The organism is Roseococcus pinisoli, assembly GCF_018413645.1.
GTDB classification, from domain to species: Bacteria; Pseudomonadota; Alphaproteobacteria; order Acetobacterales; family Acetobacteraceae; genus Roseococcus; species Roseococcus pinisoli.
The window spans coordinates 1,149,173-1,170,849 of the sequence record NZ_JAHCDA010000002.1 but is presented as its reverse complement, the minus strand read 5'-3'; the positions used below and the strand labels follow the sequence as shown (position 1 = coordinate 1,170,849).

At 73.1% G+C, this 21,677-nt stretch carries 10 protein-coding genes; 6 read left to right on the top strand and 4 right to left on the bottom strand.

What is annotated here, in order from left to right; translation table 11 throughout:
• Nucleotides 1-239 precede the first annotated feature (239 nt).
• The 5 genes from KHU32_RS14085 to KHU32_RS14065 all read left to right on the top strand — a co-directional run bounded on the left by KHU32_RS14085 (nucleotide 240) and on the right by KHU32_RS14065 (nucleotide 16,446).
• Nucleotides 240-5,537, top strand: a complete 5,298-nt coding sequence (locus KHU32_RS14085; RefSeq protein WP_213670713.1) for a lysozyme inhibitor LprI family protein — start codon at nucleotides 240-242, stop codon at nucleotides 5,535-5,537.
• 11 nt (nucleotides 5,538-5,548) lie between these two features.
• Nucleotides 5,549-11,281: an alpha-2-macroglobulin family protein gene (locus KHU32_RS14080; RefSeq protein WP_213670712.1), complete on the top strand. Its 5,733-nt coding sequence runs from the start codon at nucleotides 5,549-5,551 to the stop codon at nucleotides 11,279-11,281.
• On the top strand, nucleotides 11,278-11,907 hold the full coding sequence (locus KHU32_RS14075) for a hypothetical protein (protein WP_213670711.1): 630 nt from the start codon (nucleotides 11,278-11,280) through the stop codon (nucleotides 11,905-11,907). The genes KHU32_RS14080 and KHU32_RS14075 overlap by 4 nt, the downstream gene beginning before the upstream one ends.
• Nucleotides 11,907-14,114, top strand: a complete 2,208-nt coding sequence (locus tag KHU32_RS14070; RefSeq protein ID WP_213670710.1) for a transglycosylase domain-containing protein — start codon at nucleotides 11,907-11,909, stop codon at nucleotides 14,112-14,114. The genes KHU32_RS14075 and KHU32_RS14070 overlap by 1 nt, the downstream gene beginning before the upstream one ends.
• Before the next feature lie 151 nt (nucleotides 14,115-14,265).
• Entirely contained in the window at nucleotides 14,266-16,446 is a 2,181-nt protein-coding gene (locus KHU32_RS14065; protein ID WP_213670709.1) for a TonB-dependent receptor, read from the top strand.
• 18 nt (nucleotides 16,447-16,464) lie between these two features.
• On the opposite strand, the gene KHU32_RS14060 is transcribed toward KHU32_RS14065, so the two are convergent.
• Nucleotides 16,465-17,346 (bottom strand): MurR/RpiR family transcriptional regulator, encoded by an 882-nt coding sequence (locus KHU32_RS14060; protein ID WP_213670708.1) that lies wholly within the window; start codon nucleotides 17,344-17,346, stop codon nucleotides 16,465-16,467.
• A gap of 327 nt (nucleotides 17,347-17,673) precedes the next feature.
• Between KHU32_RS14060 and KHU32_RS14055 the strand changes: the two genes are divergently transcribed.
• Nucleotides 17,674-18,867, top strand: a complete 1,194-nt coding sequence (locus KHU32_RS14055) for an MFS transporter (RefSeq protein WP_314071320.1) — start codon at nucleotides 17,674-17,676, stop codon at nucleotides 18,865-18,867.
• A 6-nt stretch (nucleotides 18,868-18,873) separates the two neighbouring features.
• On the opposite strand, the gene KHU32_RS14050 is transcribed toward KHU32_RS14055, so the two are convergent.
• The 3 genes from KHU32_RS14050 to KHU32_RS14040 form a co-directional block, all read right to left on the bottom strand.
• Nucleotides 18,874-19,791: a phosphatase PAP2 family protein gene (locus KHU32_RS14050; protein WP_213670706.1), complete on the bottom strand. Its 918-nt coding sequence runs from the start codon at nucleotides 19,789-19,791 to the stop codon at nucleotides 18,874-18,876.
• Complete coding sequence (locus KHU32_RS14045; RefSeq protein WP_213670705.1) at nucleotides 19,788-20,540, bottom strand: COG4280 domain-containing protein; 753 nt, start codon at nucleotides 20,538-20,540, stop codon at nucleotides 19,788-19,790. The genes KHU32_RS14050 and KHU32_RS14045 overlap by 4 nt, the downstream gene beginning before the upstream one ends.
• A 147-nt stretch (nucleotides 20,541-20,687) precedes the next feature.
• The gene (locus KHU32_RS14040; protein ID WP_213670704.1) at nucleotides 20,688-21,254 is read right to left on the bottom strand and encodes a hypothetical protein; all 567 of its coding nucleotides are present in this window, start codon (nucleotides 21,252-21,254) and stop codon (nucleotides 20,688-20,690) included.
• Nucleotides 21,255-21,677: the final 423 nt, after the last annotated feature.

Genomic DNA, 21,677 nt, shown 5'->3' with positions numbered 1-21,677 from the left:
GCCAGCTTCGGCCCGCGGGCGGCAAAGTCCAAGCCGCGGCCACCGGCCTGTTTGCCTGTGAACGCTTTCGGTAACGGTTCGCCCGTGATCCTTTTGGCCGGGCTCCCCGTGTAAGTTCATGTTTTAGCATGTAGGATGCCCCCGGAAAGATATCCCGGCGGGGGGTGCGGTCGGTGGCGGGCAGCAGCAGCCATCGGCGTCGGCAAGCTTGTGCCGGGTTGGGGACAAGGTAGGAAATCTTGAAGACCGTCCGCCTGATTTTCGTGGGCCTGCCGGCCCTCCTTGCCCCCATGGCGGCCGAAGCCGTCGAATGCGGCCGCCCTGTGGGGCCGATCGACGCGGCGATCTGCGCCTCGCCCGCGCTTCTGGCGAAGAATGCGGCGCTGACCGGCGCCTTGCAGGCGGCCACAGCCCGCGACCCCTCGGCCCGGACAAGGCTGGAGCAGGCCCAGCGCGACTGGCTGCGCGCGCGTGACCGGCAATGCGGGACCCTGCCGGCCCCGCGCCTGACCGCCTGCCTGGATCGCAGCCTCACGGAACGGATCGCCGCCCTGGCCCCGGCCCCCGGCACGGCGACCCTCCCGGCCGCCAGCCTCTCGCGCGCCACCATCCCCAGCGCCGGCGCGGCGGAGGTGATGCTGACGGTCACGCGGCCTGGCCGCTTCACCATCCGGGCCGCGAGCCCCAGCGGCACCGCCCTGCAGCTCGTGGACATGCTTGCCGGGCCCATGGATTGGGTGGGCGAGCCCGGCGCGGCCGATGGCCGCCTCGATGCCCTGCTCGACGTCGGAACCTACAAGCTGCGTGCCCGCGGCGCCGAGGGCGCGGCCGGCGAGACGGCTCTCAGCGTCACCCCCTTCCGCGACGCCGCCCCGCCCGCCGTCCTGATCCCCGGCGGCACGGTCAGCGCCACGCTCGCCGATGGCGAGCAGCGCGGCTTCTGGATCGTCGTCGAGGCGCGGCGCCCCGTGCGGATCGAGGCGGCGGGTCGTGCCCTGGCCGATCTGCGCCTGTGGCGCGACGGGCGGGACCTCGTGCCGCTGCCCACGCGCACCACCAGCATCCAGCCCGTGCCGGGCCACTCGCTCACGAACCTGCTGGCCACCCCGGAGCTGGAGCCGGGCAGTTATCTCGTCACCGCCTATGGCGGGCCGGCCCGCGCCTGGGCGGATGGCGAGACGGCGCAGCCCTTCCACCTTCGCCTCGACGCCGGCCAGGGCTTCGCCGAGGGCTGGCTGGCCGGCCGGATCGGCCCCTTCGGCAGCGAGGTGCTGGCCGTCCCCGGTCAGACCAGCCAGTTCCGCCTCGGTCTTCCGCAGCCCGCGCCGGCACGGCTGACCGTCACCACCGCCAACCGGACAGCGAGCGCAGAGATCGCCGCCAATAGTCGCCAGCCCAATGCCTGGCTGCGCCCCGGCCCGCGCGGCGAGGCGGAGCGGACGATCACCGTCACCGGGCAGGAGGGCCAGGCCTTCGACCTGCGCGCCTTCGGCGAGGGAAGGGCGGTGCCGGACCAGCCCGGCAGCTACCTGATCCTCGGCGAGGCGCCGGGCAGCGGCGGCGATGAGGCGCCCGCCAGCGGCCTGCTGGTGCTGCGCGATCGCGACGGGAAGCTGAACCTGCTGGACGGCGCCGGCCCCCGCATCGGGCCGGGCCAGGCCTGGCGCGCGCGCTTCAACCTCTCACGCCGGTTGCGGATGGCCCTGCAGGTCACCGCGCCGGGGCCGATCTCGCTCACCACCAGCGGCGTGGCCGTCACGCCCAGCCTGGTGCCGGTCGCCGGCGAGCGCCCCACGCCGCGGGCCGACGGCCAGTCCGTCACCACCTGGGATCTCCAGCCGGGCTGGCACCTGCTGGATCTGGTGCCGCCCGCCAATGCCTCCGGCGTGCTGGATATCGTCCTCGGCCCGCCCGGCCTCGTGCCGGCCGAGCCTTCCGCCGCGCTGCCGGCCGATCCGGTGCTGCTGCTGGGCCAATGGCCGCTGGCCACGGACCAGCGCTTCCAGCTGGTGGGCAACGGCATGGCGCTGGCCGCCCGCCCGCTGCCGCTGGACCTCGGTGCCGCGCCCCTGACCATGACGCTGCGGCCCGGCCAGGGCCTGGACCTGCCCGTGGTCACGCCGCGCGAGGGAGCTCTGCGCGCCGTCGCGCTCGACGGCAGCGCCGTCAACGCCAGCCTCCTGGCCGGGCCGCCGCGCCAGTTGCGCATCGCGCCCGCGCCGGTCGCGCGCACCCTCGTGATCTCCTGGCGCGCGCCCGATCGGCCGGCGCCCTTGCCCCGGCCGGCGACGGCCGAAGCCCTGCCGCGCCTGGAAGCCGGCGCGCCGCAGCGCTTCGACCTCGCCCGTGACCAGGAGCGCAGCCTCGCCCTCCATGTGGCGGAGGGCGGGCTCTACCGGCTGGAGACGACGGGGCGCCTGAGGACGGCGGGCCGGCTGGGCACCAGCTTCCTGCCCGAGCTCGAGGCCGCGGAAGGAAACGGCGTCGGCCAGAACATGCTGATCCAGCGCTACCTGAGGGCGGGCGAGTATCGCCTGGCGGTCACGGCCCAGCGCTCTTCGGGGCGGCTCGGCGTCGTCGCGCGGCCGGCGCCGCTGGTCGAGGCCCCCCCGCTGGCTCCGGGCGGCACCGCGCGGGCGGAGCTGCCGGCTGGCCAGGGCCTGGCGCTGCCCCTCGTGATCGCTACGGCGGGGCGCTACCGCCTGGACCTTCGCAGCCTCGGCCGGACCATCCAGGGTCGCCTGGAGGATGCCGAGGGCTGGCCGCTGCTGCCGGCCGGCGAGATCGGGGTGCTCGATCAGGAGCTGAGCGCGGGCCGCTACCGCCTGGTGGTCGAGCCTGTCGACGTGCCGTCCCGCGTGATCGCCCGGCTGACCGATCTGGCCGCTCCGGAAGCCCTGGCCGGCCATGGGCCGCATGAGCTTCGCTTCGGCCAGACCGCCGCCCTGGAATGGCGCGAATCCCCGCCCGGCGCGGAACGCGTGCCCGATCGCTGGCGGTTCCGCCTGGAGGGCGCGGCGAAGGTGCGGCTCATCCTCGGCGACGGCATGGGCGCCACGCTCAGCCGCATGGGCGGCGCCCGTATCGCGGGCTTCGCCGGTGGCGCGCCCTATGAGGGGACGCTCGAGGCCGGGACCTATGAGGTCGAGGCCCGCGCCCTCGGCCGCGACGACCGGCTGACCTACACGCTCGCGCTGGAAAGCGACGAGCTGCAGCCGGACGCGCCGCGCCAGGTGACGCTGCCGGCCACCATTCCCTTCGTCATCGCCGAGGACCGGGTCGTCAGCCTCTCGACCTTCGGTGGTGCGGAGCTGCGGGCCGTGCTCAGCGATTCCGAAGGGCGCGAGATCGCGCGCGACGAGGGCGGCACGACGGACTGGAACCTTTCGCTCTCCCGGCCGCTGCCGGCCGGTCGCTACAGCCTGTCGCTGCGCGGCCTCGATCCCGTCGCGCCGGCCGATGCCCGTCCGGTCACCGGGGAGGAAGGCGAGGACAGCGAGCCGATGGAGGACAGCCCGGAGCTCGATCGCAGCGCCGATGGCGAGGTGTCGGCCGAGGGCAGCGTCGAGCTGCGTCTCGCCTTGCCGCAGGCCCTGCCGGATCGTGCCGTCGCGCTGACCGGCGAGACCCTGCTGGCGGAGGACGGCGTCCATCGCCTGACCCTGCCGCAGATCGCCCCTGAGACGCTGCTGCTGGCGCGGGCCAGCGCCGGGCGTGCCGTGGTGCTGAGCCTCGAGAAGCGCCTGGGCGAGGGGGCATGGCGCGTTGTTGCCACCGGGCGCGGGCAGGCGCCGCAGCTCGCGGTTGCCGCCGAGGCGGGCGCGAGCTGGCGCCTCTCCGCCTGGGCCGAGGAGGGCGAGGCGACCCCGATCCGCGTCACGGCGCGCGCCGTGAGCGCGACCGCGCAGACGGCCAGCCTGGTGACGCCCGCGTCCGTCGAAGGCTTTCCGGACACCTACGTCGCCCTCGCGGCGCTGGAGGCCGAGACGGCCCTGACGACCGAGGCCGGCATCCTCTCGGCCACGGCGCCCGGCCAACCCCTGGCGGGGTCCGGGACGGTGCTGCCGCAATCTCGGCGGCTGTGGCTGCTCGCCGGCGCCGCGCGCCCCGTCGCCCTCTCGCCCGTCGCGGCCACGTCCGAGGCGGCGCTGGTGCTGACCATCCCGGCGGGCGAGGTCGCGATGCTGCCCGCCGCGCCGGCACCCCGGCTCTGGATCGCCTCGACCGGCGGTGCGCCCGCCTGGATGGAGGCCGGGCGCGGCATGGATGTCGGCGCAGGCTCGAGCCTTGCGCTGGCGGGCGGCCAGCCGCTGCGCCTGCGGGGCGAGGCGGACGCCCCGTCGCGCCTCAGCCTGCGGGCGGTGGATCCGACCCTGCTGCCGGCCCACCTCCTGGAAGGCACGGGGCTGAGCGCGACCCTGGTGCCCGGCGCCGCGCTGCCCATCGCCCTGCCGGCCGGGCCCCATCAGGCGCGGCTGGATCTGGCGCCCGGCACCGCCGCCATCCTGGATTGGCGCGGGCCCAACCCTGTCACCGTCTGGACTGGCGAGGAGGCCGTGAGCCGGCTGGTCGCTAGCGAGAGCGGCGAGGTGCTTCTCGTGAATACGGGCACGGCCCCGGCGCCGGTGAGGCTCGGTCTTTCGGCCGATGCCGGCCCCCTGGGCCTGCGACCCGGCCAGGCGCTGCGCCGCTTCCCCGGCGCCGCCGGCTCCCTGTCCCTTCCGGTGGAGGCCCGGCCGGGCCAGCGCTTGTTCTGGGCGGGCGCGCTCTCCGGCCGGTTCGTGGGCGCGGAGGGAGTGATCTCCCTGCAGCCGGGTGTCCAGGTGACCGGCCCCGGCCGGCTCGTCCTTACCCATGCGGCCGGCCCCCTGCTGGCCTGGCTGGAAGGCGAGGGGAGTTCGCCCTTCCCGGCGGCTCCGGCGCAGCCCGCCGCCCTGCCGTCGCGCACCGCGCTGGGCGGGGAGGCGATGGCCCTGGCCCTCGATCCCAGCGGCCCCGTGCTGCTGCATGCCCGCACGACCGCGCCCGTGGTGCTGGCGCTCGGCGATGCACCGCCGGAGCTCTTTGCGGCAGGGGCGGAGCTGCATCGCTACTTGCCCGGCGCCGCCACGCTGCGCCTGCTGTCGCCGCAGGAAGGGCCGCTGACCGGCACGCTCAGCCTCTCCACGACGCCCGTCCTGCCCGCGGACGAAGGCCTGGGCGAGGCGGTGATCGTGTCGCCCGGCGGCACGGCGCTCTTCGGCTTCACCCTGGCGCGCCAGGCCAGGATCGGCCTGGGACTGCGCGCTACACCCGACCGTGTGGCCGTCCGTCTTCTGGACGCCGCCGGCCGGCCGCTGGGCGAGGGGGTGGCGCAGCTGCGCGACCTCGCGCCCGGGACCTATCTGCTCGAGGCCCGGGTTCCCCCGGATTCCGTCGCCACCGCCCTTCGTCCCGCCCTTCTCGGCATCGAGCCGCGCCCCAATGGCCCGCCGCCCGAGATCATCCGCGACTATCAGGCCGCGGCCGGCATCGCGCCCGCCGCCGCGCCGCGCTGAGGAGCGTTTCTATGTCCCGTCCGATCCTCGGCCTCCTGGCGCTGCTGCTCGCCGTTCCCGCCGCCCAGGCCCAGGCGCCCGCGGCCCCGGCCGCGCCGCCGGTGCTGGACCGCGCCCTGCGCGCCGACGGCGCCACGGTGATCCCCGACCGCTTCCTGCGCCGCTGGGACCCGGTGACGGTCCTCTTCGACCGCGATCGCGGCCCCGCGGCCGGTGGCCCGGAGGATGCGCCGGAGCGGCTCGTCGCCATGGACCCGCCGATCCCCGGCGAATGGCAGTGGCTCGGTCCGCGCACGCTGCAGTTCCGCCCCGCCGAGCCCTGGCAGCCGCTGCGCCGCGTGGCGCTCACGGTCGAAGGACGGGCCACGCGGCTGGTGCCGCTGCTGCCCGCGCCCCTCCAGACCCAGCCCGGCGCCGACGAAGAGGGGATCGCCGGTCTCGACACCATCGTCCTGACCTTCCCCGACCCCGTGGATCCCGCCGCACTGGCGCGCCTGCTCACGATCGAGCTGCGCCCCCTGCCCGGCACCGCCACGCCGGGCGCCGAGCGCCTCGCCGCCGGCGACTTCCGCATCCGCCCGGTGGAGCGCGCGGCGCGCGATGCGCCGGCGAGCTATCGCGTGGTGCTCAACCGGCCGATCCCCGATGGCCGCGTCGCGCTGCTGCGCCTCGCGCTGGCCGATGAGCCAGGCCTCGACGACCAGAGCTTCGAGCTCCGCCTGCGCACCGCGGAACCCTTTACGCTGACCGACCTCGCCTGCGGCCGTGGCCTTTCGCGCGAGGCGACGAGCGGGCTGATGCGCTGCGTGCCGGAGGAGGAGGGCGCCCGGCGTGGGCTGGCGCTGCGCTTCTCGGCCGAGGTGCCCGCGCCCGACATCCTGGCGGCGCGGCAGGCGCTGCGCATCACGCCCCCCGTCGACGATCTGCAGGTGACGGCCGAGGGCCGCCGCTGGCGCGTGACCGCACGCTTCCTCGCCGACACGGCCTATACACTCGCCCTCCAGCCGGGGGCCGTGAAGGACCTGCGCGGCCGTGCGCTGGAAGGCGCCCCGGCGCCGGCCCGCTTCGCCTTCGAAGCCGACCGGCCCGCCTTGCGCTGGGATGCGGCGCAGGGCCTGGTGGAGCGCGAGGGGCCGCAGATGGTGCCACTGCGCGGCCATGGCTACGATCGCGCCGACCTGCGCATCCATGCCATCGACCCGCTGGCCCGCGATTTCTGGCCCTTCCCGGGCTCGAGCCTGCAGACCGACGACGATACCGCGCCGCCGCTTTCCGGCAATGCGCCCAGCCCCTGGGCGGGCGCCGAGAATCTGCGCCGCAACGCCATGGCCGCCCGCCTGCGCGCTTTGGGCTCGCCCGCTGTCTCGGAGCTCGTGACGCTGCCGCTGCGGCGCGAGGGTGCGGAGGCGCGCTTCGGGCTGGACGTCGCGCCGCTGCTGGCCCGCGTCGCCGGGCCGCGCCAGCCCGGCACCTACCTGCTCGGCCTGCGGCCGGTCGATGGCGGCGCGCGACGCTGGATGCGCGTGCAGGTGACCGACCTGGTGCTGACCACGGTGGAGGAGCCGGAGCGCGTTCGCTTCGCCGTCACCTCGCTCTCCACCGCGCGGCCTGTGGAGGGCGCGGAGATCCGGCTCGAGGGCCTTTCCGGCGAGAACTTCACCACGCTGCTGCGCGGCGTCACCCGCGCCGATGGCAGCTTCGACTGGACGGCGCCGGCCGGCACCACGCCGCAGCGCCTGCGGCGGGAGCTGCGGCGCATCGTCGTGGTGAAGGGCAACGACACGCTGGTGCTCGATCCCGACCGCAACCCACGCTCCTACGGCCCGCGCGGCTGGGCGCGGGACGGCGAGCCCTGGCTCGGCTGGACGCAGCAGGCGGACATCACCGACCGGCGGGAGGCGCCGCAGCTGCTGTGCCATGTCTTCACCGAGCGGCCGATCTACCGGCCGGAGGACCCCGTCCACATCCAGGGCTTCGTGCGCCGCTACGCGGGCGGCGGCCTGACCTCCGCGCGCGAGCCGGGGCGGATCTCCATCGACGGGCCGGGCGACCAGCGCTGGGAAGTGGACGTCACGCCCGATGCCGCCGGCGGCTTCCACCACCTCTGGAACGAGGCGACGGATGCCAGCGGCGAATACACCCTGCGCTTCACCTCGGGCGAGGAAAGCTGCGGCGAGATGCGCTTCCGCAAGGAAGCCTATCGCCTGCCCACCTTCGAGGTGTTGCTGAGCACGCCGCAATCGGCGCAGTCCCGCGTGGCCCTGGACGCGCCCTTCTCCGTCGACCTGCTGGCGCGCTACTTCGCCGGTGGGCTCGCGGCCGGCCGCCCGGTCACCTGGCGCGTGCGGCAATTCCCCGAGCCCTGGTCGCCGCCCGGGCGTGAGGGCTTCCGCTTCTCGACCGACAGCCGTTATTCCGGCCAGAGCGAGTTCCGCTCCTCGCCCGTGCTGAACCGCGAGGCGCGGACCGACGATGGCGGCGCCGCCCGGCTGGACCTCGATTCGAGCATCGAGCCCACCGCGCAGCCGCGCCGCTACGTGGTCGAGGCCACGGTGACGGGCGATGACGACATCCAGGTCCGCAGCGTGCAGAACGTGGTGGCGCTGCCGCCCTTCGTGCTCGGCCTGAAGCTGCCGCGCTACATCGCCTCGCCTGGCGCCATCGAGGGCGAGGCGCTGGTGGCCGATGCCCAGGGGCGGCCCGTGGCCGGCATCGCCTATACCGCCACGCTGATCCGCCGGCACTGGAACTCGGTGCTGCAGGCCAGCGACTTCAGCCAGGGCGCCGCGCGCTACACGACGCAGGTGGTGGACGAGGTGGTGGAGCAGCGTCGGCTGACCAGCGCCGCCGAGGTCGCCGCGCTGAACTTCTCCGCCGCCGAGGCGGGGGTCTATCTCGTCGAGCTCGCCGCCGAGGACCGGCTGGGCCGGCGACAGGCCGTGCGCGTCGACCTCTTCATGGCCGGCGGCACGCCCGTCACCTGGTCCCGCCCGCCGGCCGAGACGGTGAGCCTCTCCTCCGACAAGGACGCCTATGCGCCGGGCGAGACGGCAACCCTGCTGATCCAGAGCCCCTTCCAGACCGCGCGCGCTTTGGTCGTGACCGAGGAGCCGGAGGGCCGCTTCCGCTACGACTGGACGGAGATCGCCAATGGCTTCGGCCGCGTCTCGGTGCCGATCCGGCGCGAGCAGATGCCGCGCGTCGCCGTGCATGTCCTGCTGATGCGCGGCCGCCTGCCGGGCCCCGGCCCGACGACGACCGCGCCCTTCGACCAGGGGCGCCCCGTCACCCTGGCCGCCACGCGCTGGCTGACCGTGACGCCCGCGCAGCATCGCGTGAACGTGGCGCTGGCGGCGCCGGCCACGGCGCGGCCGGGCGAGGCGATCGAGGTCGAGATGCGGCTGACCGACGAGGCCGGCCGCCCCATAGCGGGCGAGGCCGCCTTCTGGATGGTGGACCAGGCGGTGCTGACGCTGGCGCGCGAGCAGCCGCTCGACCCGCTGCCCAGCTTCGTCGTCGACCGGCCCCTCCGCGTCTCGGCGCGCGACACGCGCGCGCTCGCCTTCGGCCTCATCCCGCTGCAGGAAAATCCCGGCGGCGACGAGGCGGCGGAGGAGCAATGGGGGCAGGAGAACGTCTCCGTGCGCCGCAACTTCACGCCGGTGCCGGTCTATCTGCCGAGCGTCCGCGTGGGGCCCGATGGCATCGCGCGGTTCCGCGTGACGCTGCCCGACACGCTCACCGTCTTCCGGATGCGCGCCAAGGCGATCAGCGGCCCGTCGCGCTTCGGCTTCGGCACGGGCGAGGTCCGCGTCCGGCAGGCGATCGTCGCGCAGCCGGCGCTGCCGCGCTTCCTGCGGCCCGGCGACCGCTTCGACGCCACCGTCATCGGCCGCGTGGTCGAGGGGGCGGGCGGGGCGGGAACCGCGAGCTTCGCGGCACCGGGCCTGACCACGGGCACGACGACGCAGGACTTCGCCTGGGCGCCGAACCGCCCGGCGCGCCTCGGCTTCCCGGTCACCGTGCCCGAGGGCGCGTCCGGCCAGGCCCGGCTTCGCTTCGCGCTTCGCCGCGGCGCGGATGGCGCGGGCGACGCGCTGGAGCTCGCGCTGCCGATCCATCCGGACCGGCCGGTGCGGCGCGAGCGCGCCATCGCCGCCCTCGACGCCGGAATTGCGATGGACCTGCCGGGCCCGGCGCAGGATCCGCGCCCCGGGACCTTCGCCGGGGAGGTCGCGGTGGCGACCGATCCCGCGCTGGTGCGGATGCTCGCCGGTATGGACGGGCTGCTGGCCGCTTCGGCCGGTGGCGTGGAGCAACGCATCGCCCTGGCGGCGGCGGAGGTCGCGCTCTCGCCCTTCGCGCCGCTGATGGCGGCGGCCGGGCTGGAGCGGCGGCTGGAGGCGGATGTGCGGGCCACGCTGCGCGCCATCCAGCAGGCGACGGATGCCGACGGGCTGGTCGCCTTCTGGCCCGGCACGCGCGGCTCGGTCTTCCTCACCGCCTCCGCCTATCGCTTCCTGACGGCTGCGGCGCGGGCGGGGCAGGCGGTGGATGCGGCCGCGACCGACCGGCTGGCCGAGGTGCTGACGCGCGCGCTGCGCTCGGATTTCCCGCTGCTGCTGCGCGGCGAGGAACTGCGTGAGCGCGTGGCGGCGCTGGTCGCCCTGGCGGAGGCCGGGCGGCTGGAGCCGGCCTATGCGGCCGAGCTCGCCCGCCGCGCCGCGCTGATGCCGACGGAGACCCTGGCCCAGGCCACGGCCGCCATCGCCCTGCTGCCGGAGGACAGCCGCGCCATGCTGCCCGGCCTGCTGGAGGTGCTGTGGGGCCGCGTGCGCGTCGAGCAGCGCGAGGGGCGGCCCGCCTATGCCGGGCTCTCGGAGACGGGCGGCAACCCGCTGATCCTGCCCTCCGAGACGCGGAGCCTCTCCGAGGTCGTGCTCGCCGTGGCGCGCGCCACGCCCGAGGAAGCGCGGCTGCCGATGCTGCGGGAAGGGTTGATGCGCCTCGGCGGGCCCGAGGGCTTCGGCTCGACCAATGCCACGAGTGCGGCGCTGCGCGCGCTGGCGGCCAGCTGGGTGCCGCCGGGCGCCACGGCCGCGCTGCGCATCACGCTGCCCGGGGAGGCGGCGCAGGAAGGCACGCTCGACGCGGCGAACCCGGTGCGGCGCTGGACCGGCGCCCGGCCGGGCGCGGCGGCGGTGGCCAATGCCGGCCCCGCGCCCGTGCTGGCCCTGTCCCAGCTGCGCTACGTGCCGGTGCAGCCGGGGGCGGAGGCGCCCGCCCGCCAGGAAGGCTTCGTGCTCTCCACGACGCTGTTCCGCATCCGCGCCGGCGCCCCGCCGGAGCGTCTCGCGCCCGGGCCCGACGGCGCGATCCACGTCGCCGCCGGGGACGTCATCGAGCAGGTGGCGGAGCTGGTGAATCCGGAGGACCGCGTGCATGTCGCGCTGACCCTGCCGATCGCGGCAGGGCTGGAGCCGATGAACCCCGCGCTGGCCACCGCGCCGGCCGAGGCCACGCCCTCCACGGCGCCGAGCCCCGCCCCCGACTGGGCCCGCTATGCCGACGAGGCGGTGACGGCCGTCTATACGACGCTGCCGCGCGGCAACCATCGCCTGGCCTTCCGGCTGCGGGCACAGGTCGTCGGCCAGTTCACCCAGCCGCCGGGCGAGGCGGTGATGCTGTACCGGCCCGGCGTGGAGGGGGGCAGCGCCGGGCTGCGCCTGGTGGTGGAGCCTTGAGCTGGGCCCTGGCACCCGATCCCCAGGCGGGGGGCGTCCGCTACCGCCTGCAAGTGCCGGCGCTGGAGCTGCCGGGCTACATGGCCCTGCAGCGGGTGGCCGGCGCGAAGGTGAGGGGTGCCGGCAGCGGCTGGCGGCGGCTGCTGACCGGCCTGCTCCTCTGCGTGCTGATCGGCGGTCCCCTGGGTTATGCGGCCGCTCACTGGAATCTCCGGGCCAGGCTCTGGATCTCCAGCGACCTCCATGAGGCCAAGGGCTGGATCCTCATGGGGAGCGAGGTCTTCTTCCTCGGCGTTGCGCTGGTGATGCTGACGGCGCTCGCGCTGGTCTTCCTGCAGGTCATGGCCATGCGCCGGATGCTGCGCGCCTATCATCGGGCGAGCGGCGAGGTGCTGGGCGCGCATGAGCTGCTGCTGGGGGAGAAGGGCCTCGTCTGGCGCAACCGGACGCGGGTGGTCTTCGTGCCTTGGTCCCAGATGGACGCCATCGTGACGACGCCCGGCACCGTCTTCCTGATGACGGAAGGGCCGAGCGCCTTCTGGCTGCCGGAGAGCCTGCTGGCCGGCCTGCGGGAGCGACAGGGCGTCATGGACTATCTGCAGCGTCATATCCGTGAAAAGCCGTGATGCGCTGGCGGGCGATGCTGGGCCTGGGCGCACTGGCCGTGGTCGGGGCCTATGGCGCCCTGGTCGCGCAGCGTGCCTCGCTGCAGGCGCCCGCGCCGACGCCCATCCTGACTGACCGGCACGGGTTGTTCCTCGCCCAGCTCGGCCATGAGCGCGAGGTGGAGGGCGCGCGCCACACGGAATACGGCTTCTGGGTGGCCACGCCGCTGCCCGACCGCGTGGTCCGTGCGACCCTGGCGCTGGAGGATCGGCGCTTCTGGTCCCATCCGGGCATCGATCCGCTCTCGGTCGCCCGCGCCGCCTGGCAGAACCTGACGGGGCTGGAGGTGCGTTCCGGCGCCTCGACCATCGCCATGCAGGTGGCCCGCATGCAGGCCCCGGCCGCGCGGCATCTCTGGTCCAAGGCGCTGGAGGCGGGAACGGCGGTCGCGCTGACGTGGCGCTACGGGCGGGAGGCGGTGCTCGAGCAGTATCTGCGGCTCGTGCCCTACGGCAATGGCAGCCACGGCATCGCGCATGCGGCGCGCTTCTATCTCGACAAGCCGGTTGCGGATCTGAGCTGGGCGGAGATCGCCTTCCTCTCGGCCATTCCGCAGGCGCCGGCGCTGCACAATCCCCTGCGGCCCGACGGGCTGCGCCGCGCCGTCGCGCGCGGCCAGCGGGCGCTGAACGCGCTTGCGGCACAGGGCACCATTCCGGCCGACGAGCTCGACACGGCGCGCGCACAGCTCGCGGCGCTCGCCCTGCCGCAGCCGCCGCGCCGCCCGGCCGCGCTGCACCTGGTCGCGCGGTTGCGGGCGACGCTGGCCCGCGACGGCGCGGCCGCCCTCGACCCCGCCGATCCCCGGCTGCGCACGCGCCTCGACCTCGGCGTGCAGGGCATGGTCGAGGAGCTGGCGCAGGCGCAGCTGGAGGCGCTGCGGCCGTGCGGCGCGCAGCAGGTGGCCGCGATGGTGGTCCGCCGCGCCGACCGGCAGGTGATCGCGGCGATGGGCTCGGCCGGCTTCGCCACGACGCCGGGCGGCGCCTTCGACTACACCCTTGCCAGCCGCTCGCCGGGCAGCACGCTCAAGCCCTTCCTCTATGCGCTGGCCCTGCAGCGCGGCGACCTCGCGCCCGCGGAAATCATGGGCGACCTGCCGGACGGCGCCTCGGGCATCGCCAATGCGGATGGCGGCTGGCTCGGCCCCATCCTGCCGCGCCAGGCGCTGGCGAATTCCCGCAACGTGCCGGCCACCAACCTGCTGCGGCGGATGGGCCTCGATGCCGGCTTCGGCATGCTGCAGCGCCTCGGTCTGCATGACGGGGCGGGGCAGCCGGAGCGCTTCGGCCTCTCCATGGCCATCGGCGGCCTGCCGACGAGCCTGGAGCGGCTGATGCGCGCCTATGGGGCGCTGGGCGACGATGGCTGGCTCGCGGATCTCGACTGGTACGAGGGGCAGAGCCTGTCGCCGCGCCGGCAGGTCCTCACGGCCGAGGCGGCGCGGCTGGTGACGCTCTTCCTGGCCGACCCCCAGGCGCGGCTGCCGAGCTTCCCGCGCTACGGCCCCACCGAGTTTCCCTTCCCCGTGGCGCTGAAGACCGGGACCTCGCAGGGCTATCGCGATGCCTGGATGATCGCCTTCTCGCGCGACTGGATCGTCGGCGTCTGGATCGGCCGGGCCGACAATGCGCCGATGGACGGGCTGACCGGCGGCAACGCGGCCGGGCCGCTGGCCAATGCGCTGCTCCAGCGCCTGCACGGCAGCACGCCGGGCCTGCTCGTCGATGGCGGCTTCCCGGCGCCCGCGGGCATGGAGCCCGTGACGCTCTGCGCGCAGGACGGCCGGCCCGATCGCGGCCGCTGCAGCCGGACCCTGACGGAATGGGTGCGCCCCGGCACGCTGCCGCCAGAGGATGAGGTCGTCGCCATCCGGGCCGCGCCGCCAGAAGGGCCGACGCCGCGCCTGTCCATCCTCTCACCGGAGAACAATGCGCGGTTCTGGCGCAATCCCGAGCTGCCGGCCGCGCTCAACCGGATGCCGCTGCGCGCCGCCGCCTCGGCCGGCGTGGAGCAGCTGGTCTGGTATGTCGACGGCGAGCCCTTCGCCGTCGCGGCGCCGGGCGAGACCGTCTATTGGCCGATGACGCCCGGGCCGCATCGCTTCCAGCTGCGCCTGCCTTTCGCGCCGGAGCTGTCGCGGCCGACGCGGATCGTCGTGGAATGAGCGGCGTGAGGTCGAATGTTGCGGCATGGCAACACATAGTAGTTAACACTACGTAATGTAGAGTTTGCTACTTGTTGGCATTCTCAACGGCCCTTAGCAGGGAAATCGCGAGTGACAGTCACTCGCAATGAACTGCAGGGCCGAGACCTCCATGCTCCCAACCCGATCCCATCGCGCCGCGCCGCGATCCTCCTGGCTTCTCGCCACCACCTCCCTGGCCTGGCTCAGCGGCATGGCGGTCGGGGCCCAGGCGCAGGAAGCGCCCGCCGCCGGCACCGTCACGCTGCCGACGCTCGCGGTGGAAGGGCAGAGGGGCGCCACCGACGGCTACCAGGCCATCCGCTCCGGCACGGCCATGCGCACCGACACGCCGCTCCGCGACACGCCGCAGAGCATCTCCGTCGTCCCGCGCGAGGTGCTTTCCGACCAGGCCGCCGTGAACCTCGAGCAGGCGCTGCGCTACGTCCCCGGCGCCGGCTTTGCGCAGGGCGAGGGCAATCGCGACACGCCCGTGCTGCGCGGCCAGTCCACCACGGCCGACATGTTCACCGACGGCGTGCGCGACGACACGCAGTACTACCGCGACCTCTACAACGTGGATCGCGTGGAGGTGCTGAAGGGCTCCAACGCCATGATCTTCGGCCGTGGGGGCGGCGGCGGCGTCATCAACCGCGTGACGCTCGTGCCGGAGTGGCGCGCCAACCAGAGCGAGCTGCGGTTCACCGGCGGCTCCTTCGGCCTGGTGCGCGGCGTGGCCGACACGAACTACGCCATCAACGACAGCCTCGCCCTTCGCCTCACCGGCATGTACCACCAGTCGGACAGCTATCGCGACGGCGTGAACTACCGGCGCTACGGCATCAACCCGCAGATCGCCTATCGCATCGGCGACGCGACGACGATTCGCCTCAGCTACGAGAACTTCCGCGACGAGCGCGTGGCCGATCGCGGCATCCCGTCGTTCAACGGCCGGCCGCTCAGCACCGGCATCCGCAACTTCTTCGGCGACCCGAACCAGAGCCCGACGCACACCAACGTCAATGCGGTGAACCTCTTCGCCGAGCACAACTTCGAGAACGGGATCACGTTGCGGAACCGCTTCCGCTACGCGAGCTACGACAAGTTCTACCAGAACGTCTTCCCGGGCGCGGTCGCAGCCAATGGCCGCCAGGTCGCCATCTCGGCCTATAACAACGCCACGCAGCGCGACAACCTGTTCAACCAGACGGACATGATCGCGCGCTTCTCGACCGGCCCGGTGCGGCACACGCTGTTGGCGGGCATGGAGCTTGGCCGGCAGGAAACGACGAACCTGCGCCAGACCGGCTACTTCCAGGCGGCGAACGGCGCCTTCACGGCGACGAGCATCAACACCTCCCTCGGCGCCACGCGCATCGCGCCGTCGATCCGGTGGCGCCAGTCGGCCACCGATGCGAGCAACAACGGCACGACGAACGTCGTCAGCCTCTATCTGCAGGATCAGATCGAGCTGCTGCCGCAGCTCCAGCTCATCGCGGGGCTGCGCTACGACTACAACGAGGCCTCGGTCACCAACCGCCGCAACGGCGACCGCTTCAGCGCAACGGATAACAGCTTCTCGCCGCGCGTGGGCATCGTCTACCGGCCCATCGACCCGGTCTCGCTCTATGCGAGCTACAGCGTCAGCTACATGCCGCGCGCCGGCGAGCAGCTGGCCTCGCTCAACCTGACCAACCAGGCGCTGAAGCCGGAATCCTTCACCAACTACGAGATCGGCGCGCGCTGGGAGATCAACCCGCGCCTGACCGCGACGGCCGCGATCTATCAGCTCGAGCGCACCAATGTGGCGGTCACCGATCCGACCGACAGCACGCGGCTGACGCTGGTGAACGGCACGCGCACCCGTGGCCTCGAGATCGGCCTGCAGGGCCGGATCACCGAGAACTGGAGCGTCTTCGGCGGCTATGCCAACCAGAACGGCGAGATCTCGAGCGACCAGAGCGCGTCCATCCGGCGGGGCAACAACGTGCCCTTCCTCTCCAACAACGTCTTCTCGCTGTGGAACCGCTACGACTTCCGCCCGACCTTCGGCAGCTACACGCCGCGCATCGGCGCCGCGGTCGGCGTGATCAACCAGTCGGGCTACTACGCCTCGACCGACAATCAGGTCCGCATCCCGGGCTTCACGCGGGTCGATGCCGCGCTCTTCTGGGACGTCACCGATCGCTATCAGCTGCAGGTGAATGCGGAGAACCTGTTCGGCGCCAAGTATTATCCGGTGGCGAACAGCAACAACAACATCACGCCGGGCGCGCCCTTCTCGCTGCGCTTCACGGTGGCCGCGCGGTTCTGAGCGGCACGGGGCCGGAGGCTAGGACGCGTCCGGTCCCATCACCGAGCGGCGCAGCTGGTTGAGCCGCACGAGCGACCCCACGGCGGAGGAGCCGTCGCAGCCCGCGAGGCCGAGCGACATCGCCTCCAGCGCGGCCATAGTGGTGGCATGCAGCGCCACATGGCCGGTGCGGCCGCGGCGCGCGCGGATCAGCACCTTTGCCTGGGCGACGATCATGGCATCGGCGGAATCCGAGATCATCGCGACCGGCAGGCCGAGGCGCCGCGCCTCCTGGATGGTGGCCATGATCTCGCGATAGGCGCGGCCATAGGTCAGGGCCAGGACCACATCGCCCTCCCTGAGCGCGAGGAGCTGGTCGGCTAGGGCGATGCCGGCGGCGTCGAGCGTGAGGGCGATGCGGCCCGAGCGCTGCAGGATCGTGGCCATGTAGCGCGCCATATGCGCCGTCGGGCCGATGCCATAGATCACGATGCGCCGCGCCGGATGCATCAGCGAGATGGCGTCGAGCATGGCCTGGCGCACCTCGGGCTCGTCGAGCGAGGCCATGGCCTCGCGCTGAAGGTCGAGCGCGAGGTCGAGCGCGTTGCGCGCGCCCTCGCCGGCCTCGGCGAGGGTGTGGTCGAGATCGGTCGCCGGGCCTGCGGCCTCGGCGCCCATCGTCGCGGCCAGGACCTGCTTCAGATGCGGCAGGCCGGTGAAGCCCAGCGCCTGGACCGAGCGGATGATCGTGGCATCCGACACCCCGACCCGGCTGGCGAGCTCCGCGGCGGAGCTGGTGAGGATGGTGAGGCGGTTGGCCAGCACGAAGGAGGCGAGCAGCCGCGCGGCCGGCGGCAATTCCTCCACGGCCTCGGAGCGGAGCCCCTCCAGCAGTTCCTTCGCTACTCGGGGCTTCGTCATTCAACTCCACTCCAGCGCAACTGCGCATGCGCCGCGGATATGGACCGGGGCGGGCGCGCCTGTCCATCGCGACAGCAACCCCGGATGGAAGGCAATTGCGGCGGAAATCGTCACGCGCCGCCGGGCGGGGGGAGGCGGCCAGGCCATGGCGCAAAGCACAAACACGCGGCCGGCTTCTGGCCCCTTCCGCCGGTCCGGCCCATAAAGGATCAGGGAGTTTCCACGGCGGCGCGCCGGCCGGCTTGCCGCCAAGGGCCGCCCGTTGCGGGAACCAGGAAGTCCGGGGCCGGATCCCCGGGCCGAACAAGGGCGGAAACGACATTGAAGGTGCCCATCTGGGCCAGTGCCCTCGCCGGAACCCTGCTCGTCCAGACGGTCTGCTCCTTCGCCAGCATCTCCGTTCCGCTGCTCGGCCCGCCGCTGATGGCCCGCGCGGGCCTGGCGCCGGAAAGCATCGGCCTGGTCTCCGCCATCTCCTCGGCCGGGATCTGCTGGTTCCTCGCCTGCGGCGGCGCGATGCTCAACCATCACGGGCCGATCCGCACGCTGCAGATGGGCATGGCCTGCATGGCGCTCGGCGTGCTCGTGCTGTCGCAGCCGCTGGGTTTGCTGGGGCTTCTGGGCGCGCTGGCGATCGGCTTCGGGAACGGGCCGAACACGCCGGCCGGCAGCCAGATCCTCATCCGCTCGGCCCCACCGGCGCACCGGACGCTCATCTTCTCGATCAAGCAGGCGGGGGTGCCGCTGGGCGGCGCGCTGGCCGGGCTGATCGTCGCGCCCTTCGTGCTGGCGCATGGCCTTTCCGCCACGCTGGCCATGATCATCGCGGTGCTGCTGGTCTGCTGCGTCGTCGTCGAGGGCTTCCGCAAGACGCTGAACGGGGAGAAGGGGCCGGGCGAGCCCCGCTGGGCGCGCGCCCTCATCGAGCCGGCGGCCATGATGCGCTGCGTGAGCGCGCTGCGCGCCCATCCCTCGCTGCCCATGCTCACCGCCGTGGGCACGTCCTTCTCGCTGATGCAGGCCTGCCTGACGGCCTTCACCGCGACCTTCGTCTATGCCCATCACGGCGCCTCGCTGGCGGAGGCGGGCCAGGTCGTCGCGCTGATGCAGGGCGCCAGCATGTTCGGCCGCATCATCCTGGGCTGGCTCGCCGACCGGATGGGCAATGCGCTGCGGCACCTCGGTCTGCAGGCCATCATCTCCGCGGTCGCGGTCAGCCTGATGGCGATGGTGGGGGGGCACGACCCCTGGCTGATGTATGGCAGCGCGGCGCTCGTCGGCTTCACCGCCATCGGCTGGAACGGCGTGCATATCGCCGAGCTGGCGCGGGTCGCGCCGCTGCCGCTGGTCAGCAGCGTCACCTCGGCCTCCAGCCTCTTCGGCTTCGTGGGTTCGGTCTGCGGACCGCTCTTCTTCATGATGCTGGTGAGCTGGGGCGGTGGCTACGAGGTCGCCTTCCATGTCATGGCCGCACAACTCGCCTGCTTCGGGTTGGTCTGCCTGTTCGCGAAGCGCCGCTGAGCGGCGTCAGGCGGGCCGCCTCGCCGTCACGCGGCCGTGCTGCTCGAACCAGAGCAGGATCGCCCAGCACAGCAGGGCCCAGGCGGCGCCGATGCTCCATCCCGCCAGCACGTCGCTGGCATAATGGAGGCCGAGATAGACGCGGCTGATCCCGATCACCAGCGTCAGCGCCACGGCTACCGACACGAAGTAGAATCGCAGGTGCCGCTCCGCCGTCACGCGCGCCAGGAGGAGGCCGATGGTCAGGTAGGTCACCGCCGAGAGCAGTGCATGGCCGCTCGGGAAGCTCGCGGTGAAGACCTGGGCGAGCTGCGGATAATCCGGGCGCGGCCGGCCGAAGCCCTGCTTGAGCCCGGTGCTGACCAGCGCGCCGCCCAGGACGGAGGCCGTCATGAAGAGCGCCGCTCCGCGCTGGCCGAGCATCAGCAGGTAGCCGAGCGAGACGGCGAGGACGAAGCCCAGCACGGCGAAGCTGCCCAGCGCGGTCACGTCGCGCACGGCCTCCGGCAGCCAGGCCGGGCCGATCGGCTGCGCGAGGTCCATGCCGTGGCGGAAGACCATCACGACCGCCTGGTCGAAATCGGCCATGTCGCCCTCGATCACCTCGTCCGCCAGGCCGACGAAGGCCAGGAAGAGCACGCCGAAGGCGAGCAAGGCCGCGACCAGCGCCACCTCGCCGCCCAGCAGGCGGCGCGCGAGGCGCAGCCGCAGGAACGAGGCCGAGCGCCCGGTCAGCACCACATTGGCGAAGAGGATCGTGGCGCATCCTGCGAAGAGGCCGAGCCCGGCCACCTCGGCGAAGGCCGGGACAAGGAAGGTCGTGATGCCGATGGCGGCGCACCAGAGCAGCAGGGCCAGGGCCAGCGAGCCGCCATCGACGAAGAGATGGACGATCTCGGCCGCGATCGCGCGGAGCGTTCTCATCGCAGAGCCTCCCGGTTGGGGGTGGCGGCGGCCAGCCGCACGCCCAGCATGGAGATGGCGGCCAGCCCGCCCATGATCGCCAGAAGGGCGAGGTCCTGGCCCGGCCAGTGCACGCCCATGCCCTCGCCGGTCCAGTAGATTCCGAAGGCGGAGATCACGATGCCGACGGCGAATTTGAGCGTGTTCTCGGGCACGCGGGCGAGCGGCCGGTGGACGGCGAAGGCCACGATGGTGACGGCGACGGCCGCCAGCAGCGCCCCGCCGGCGGCGGCCGGCAGCAGGCCGGGCCCGCCGGCCGAGACAGCCAGCACGATGAAGGCGACCTCGATCCCCTCCAGCAGCACGGCCTTGAAGGCGGTGGCCGTCGCGATCGGGTCGACGCCGTGCCGCGCCGAGACGCCGGCCAAGGCGAGGTTCGCGCTCTCGCTGCGGAAGACGGCGTCCTCGTCGTGCAGCGGGATGCGCCCGGCCGAGCGGAGGACCGCCTTGCGCAGCCAGCGCATGCCGAAGAGCAGGAGCAGCAGGCCGACCATGAGCTGCAGGATCTGCTCAGGCAGCTGCGCCAAAGCGGGGCCCAGGGCGAGGACGATGGCGGCGAGCGCGATTAGGCCCAGCCCCGTCCCGACAAAGGCGGACTTCCAGCCCCGCACGGTGCCGACGGCGAGAACGATCGTCGCCGCCTCGACGCATTCCACCAGGGAGGCCAGGAAGGCCGCCCCCGCGGTAGGGACGATGTGCATCAGGGTCACGCTCGGGTCTCCGTCCTGTGGCGGGCGGCTGTGTGACCAACGAGCTGGCCGATCACGCGTCGCGCTTGTATTGTTTACTACATATTATGCGTGAATATGAAGTGAACACTACGTTATCGCGGCGCGGGAATGGAGTGGCCGTCGTCGCTAGTCGGAAGCGGCGTCGGAACCCTGGAGGGCCGGTTCGAGGGCCACATGGGACATCTCGGCGGCGGCGTGCTGCTGACGGAACAGGGCGACATCTTCCTCGTTCACGCCGGCATTCCCGGCCGCGCCCTCGCACAGGCGCGAGAGCAGCGGAAGCAGCTGCGGATGCCGGGGATCGAGCAGGGGCGCATGGGCCAGTACGCTGGCGCGCAGATCCACCGCGCCGAAGCTCCGGCGGCCATCGGAGGCATGGCCGCTCCACCAGCGCAGGCGACGGTCGAAGCCGATCTCGCCGATCGGATCGCCGCTCCAGGTCACCCAGATGGCGTTGCAGCGCCGGGTGCCGAGCAGTTCCGCCCGCTCGTGATGCATGTAGCGGTCGATCCAAGGATGAAGGAGGTGGCAGAGATTCGACGCCACATGCGCCTCCTGCGGGTTGCCGGCGGTCCTGATCCGCCACTTCGTCCTCGGGCCCCATGCCAGGTCGTCGCCGAGCCTGAGGTTGAGGAAGTTCGTCAGCCGCGCGCCGCGCAGCACCTCGCCGGCGACGAGCAGCCCATCGCGCATCTGGACCTGCCGACGCTTCGGGGCGTGGATCGCCGCCGCCCCCACCATGAGCTCGATGCTCCAGAGCAGGAGGTCGAGGGGGTGACCGGCGGGCAGCTGATGATCGGAACCAGGCGAGGGCAGGGGCGGCGTCCGGGGCGGCCTTCGCCCTGGAAAGGGCGTGACGGTGCTCTGCGGAGACCGGGCCAAAGGTTCCATAGCCGGAAGGTAGTAAGGAATACGAAATGCAGCAACTGTTACATTCGTGGTCGCTGCATCTTTCCCGTTTGGTGGCGTGGTCATAACCAGCCGCATGCCTCGACGATTCGCAGCAGAGCTCGGAACGTGAGCCAAACCTTCTGGGTAGGCGCGGGGGTAGCCGGCAACGCAAGTCTCGATCATCGCGTTCCGGACTCTGTTTAATTTGCGGAGGTTGCCCTTCCG

Coding starts and splice junctions, on each gene's coding strand:
- KHU32_RS14080 (WP_213670712.1), top strand. CDS start 5,549: ATGTCCCGTCCGATCCTCGGCCTCCTGGCGCTGCTGCTCGCCGTTCCC.
- KHU32_RS14070 (WP_213670710.1), top strand. CDS start 11,907: ATGCGCTGGCGGGCGATGCTGGGCCTGGGCGCACTGGCCGTGGTCGGG.
- KHU32_RS14065 (WP_213670709.1), top strand. CDS start 14,266: ATGCTCCCAACCCGATCCCATCGCGCCGCGCCGCGATCCTCCTGGCTT.
- KHU32_RS14060 (WP_213670708.1), bottom strand. CDS start 17,346: ATGACGAAGCCCCGAGTAGCGAAGGAACTGCTGGAGGGGCTCCGCTCC.
- KHU32_RS14050 (WP_213670706.1), bottom strand. CDS start 19,791: ATGAGAACGCTCCGCGCGATCGCGGCCGAGATCGTCCATCTCTTCGTC.
- KHU32_RS14040 (WP_213670704.1), bottom strand. CDS start 21,254: ATGCGCGATGGGCTGCTCGTCGCCGGCGAGGTGCTGCGCGGCGCGCGG.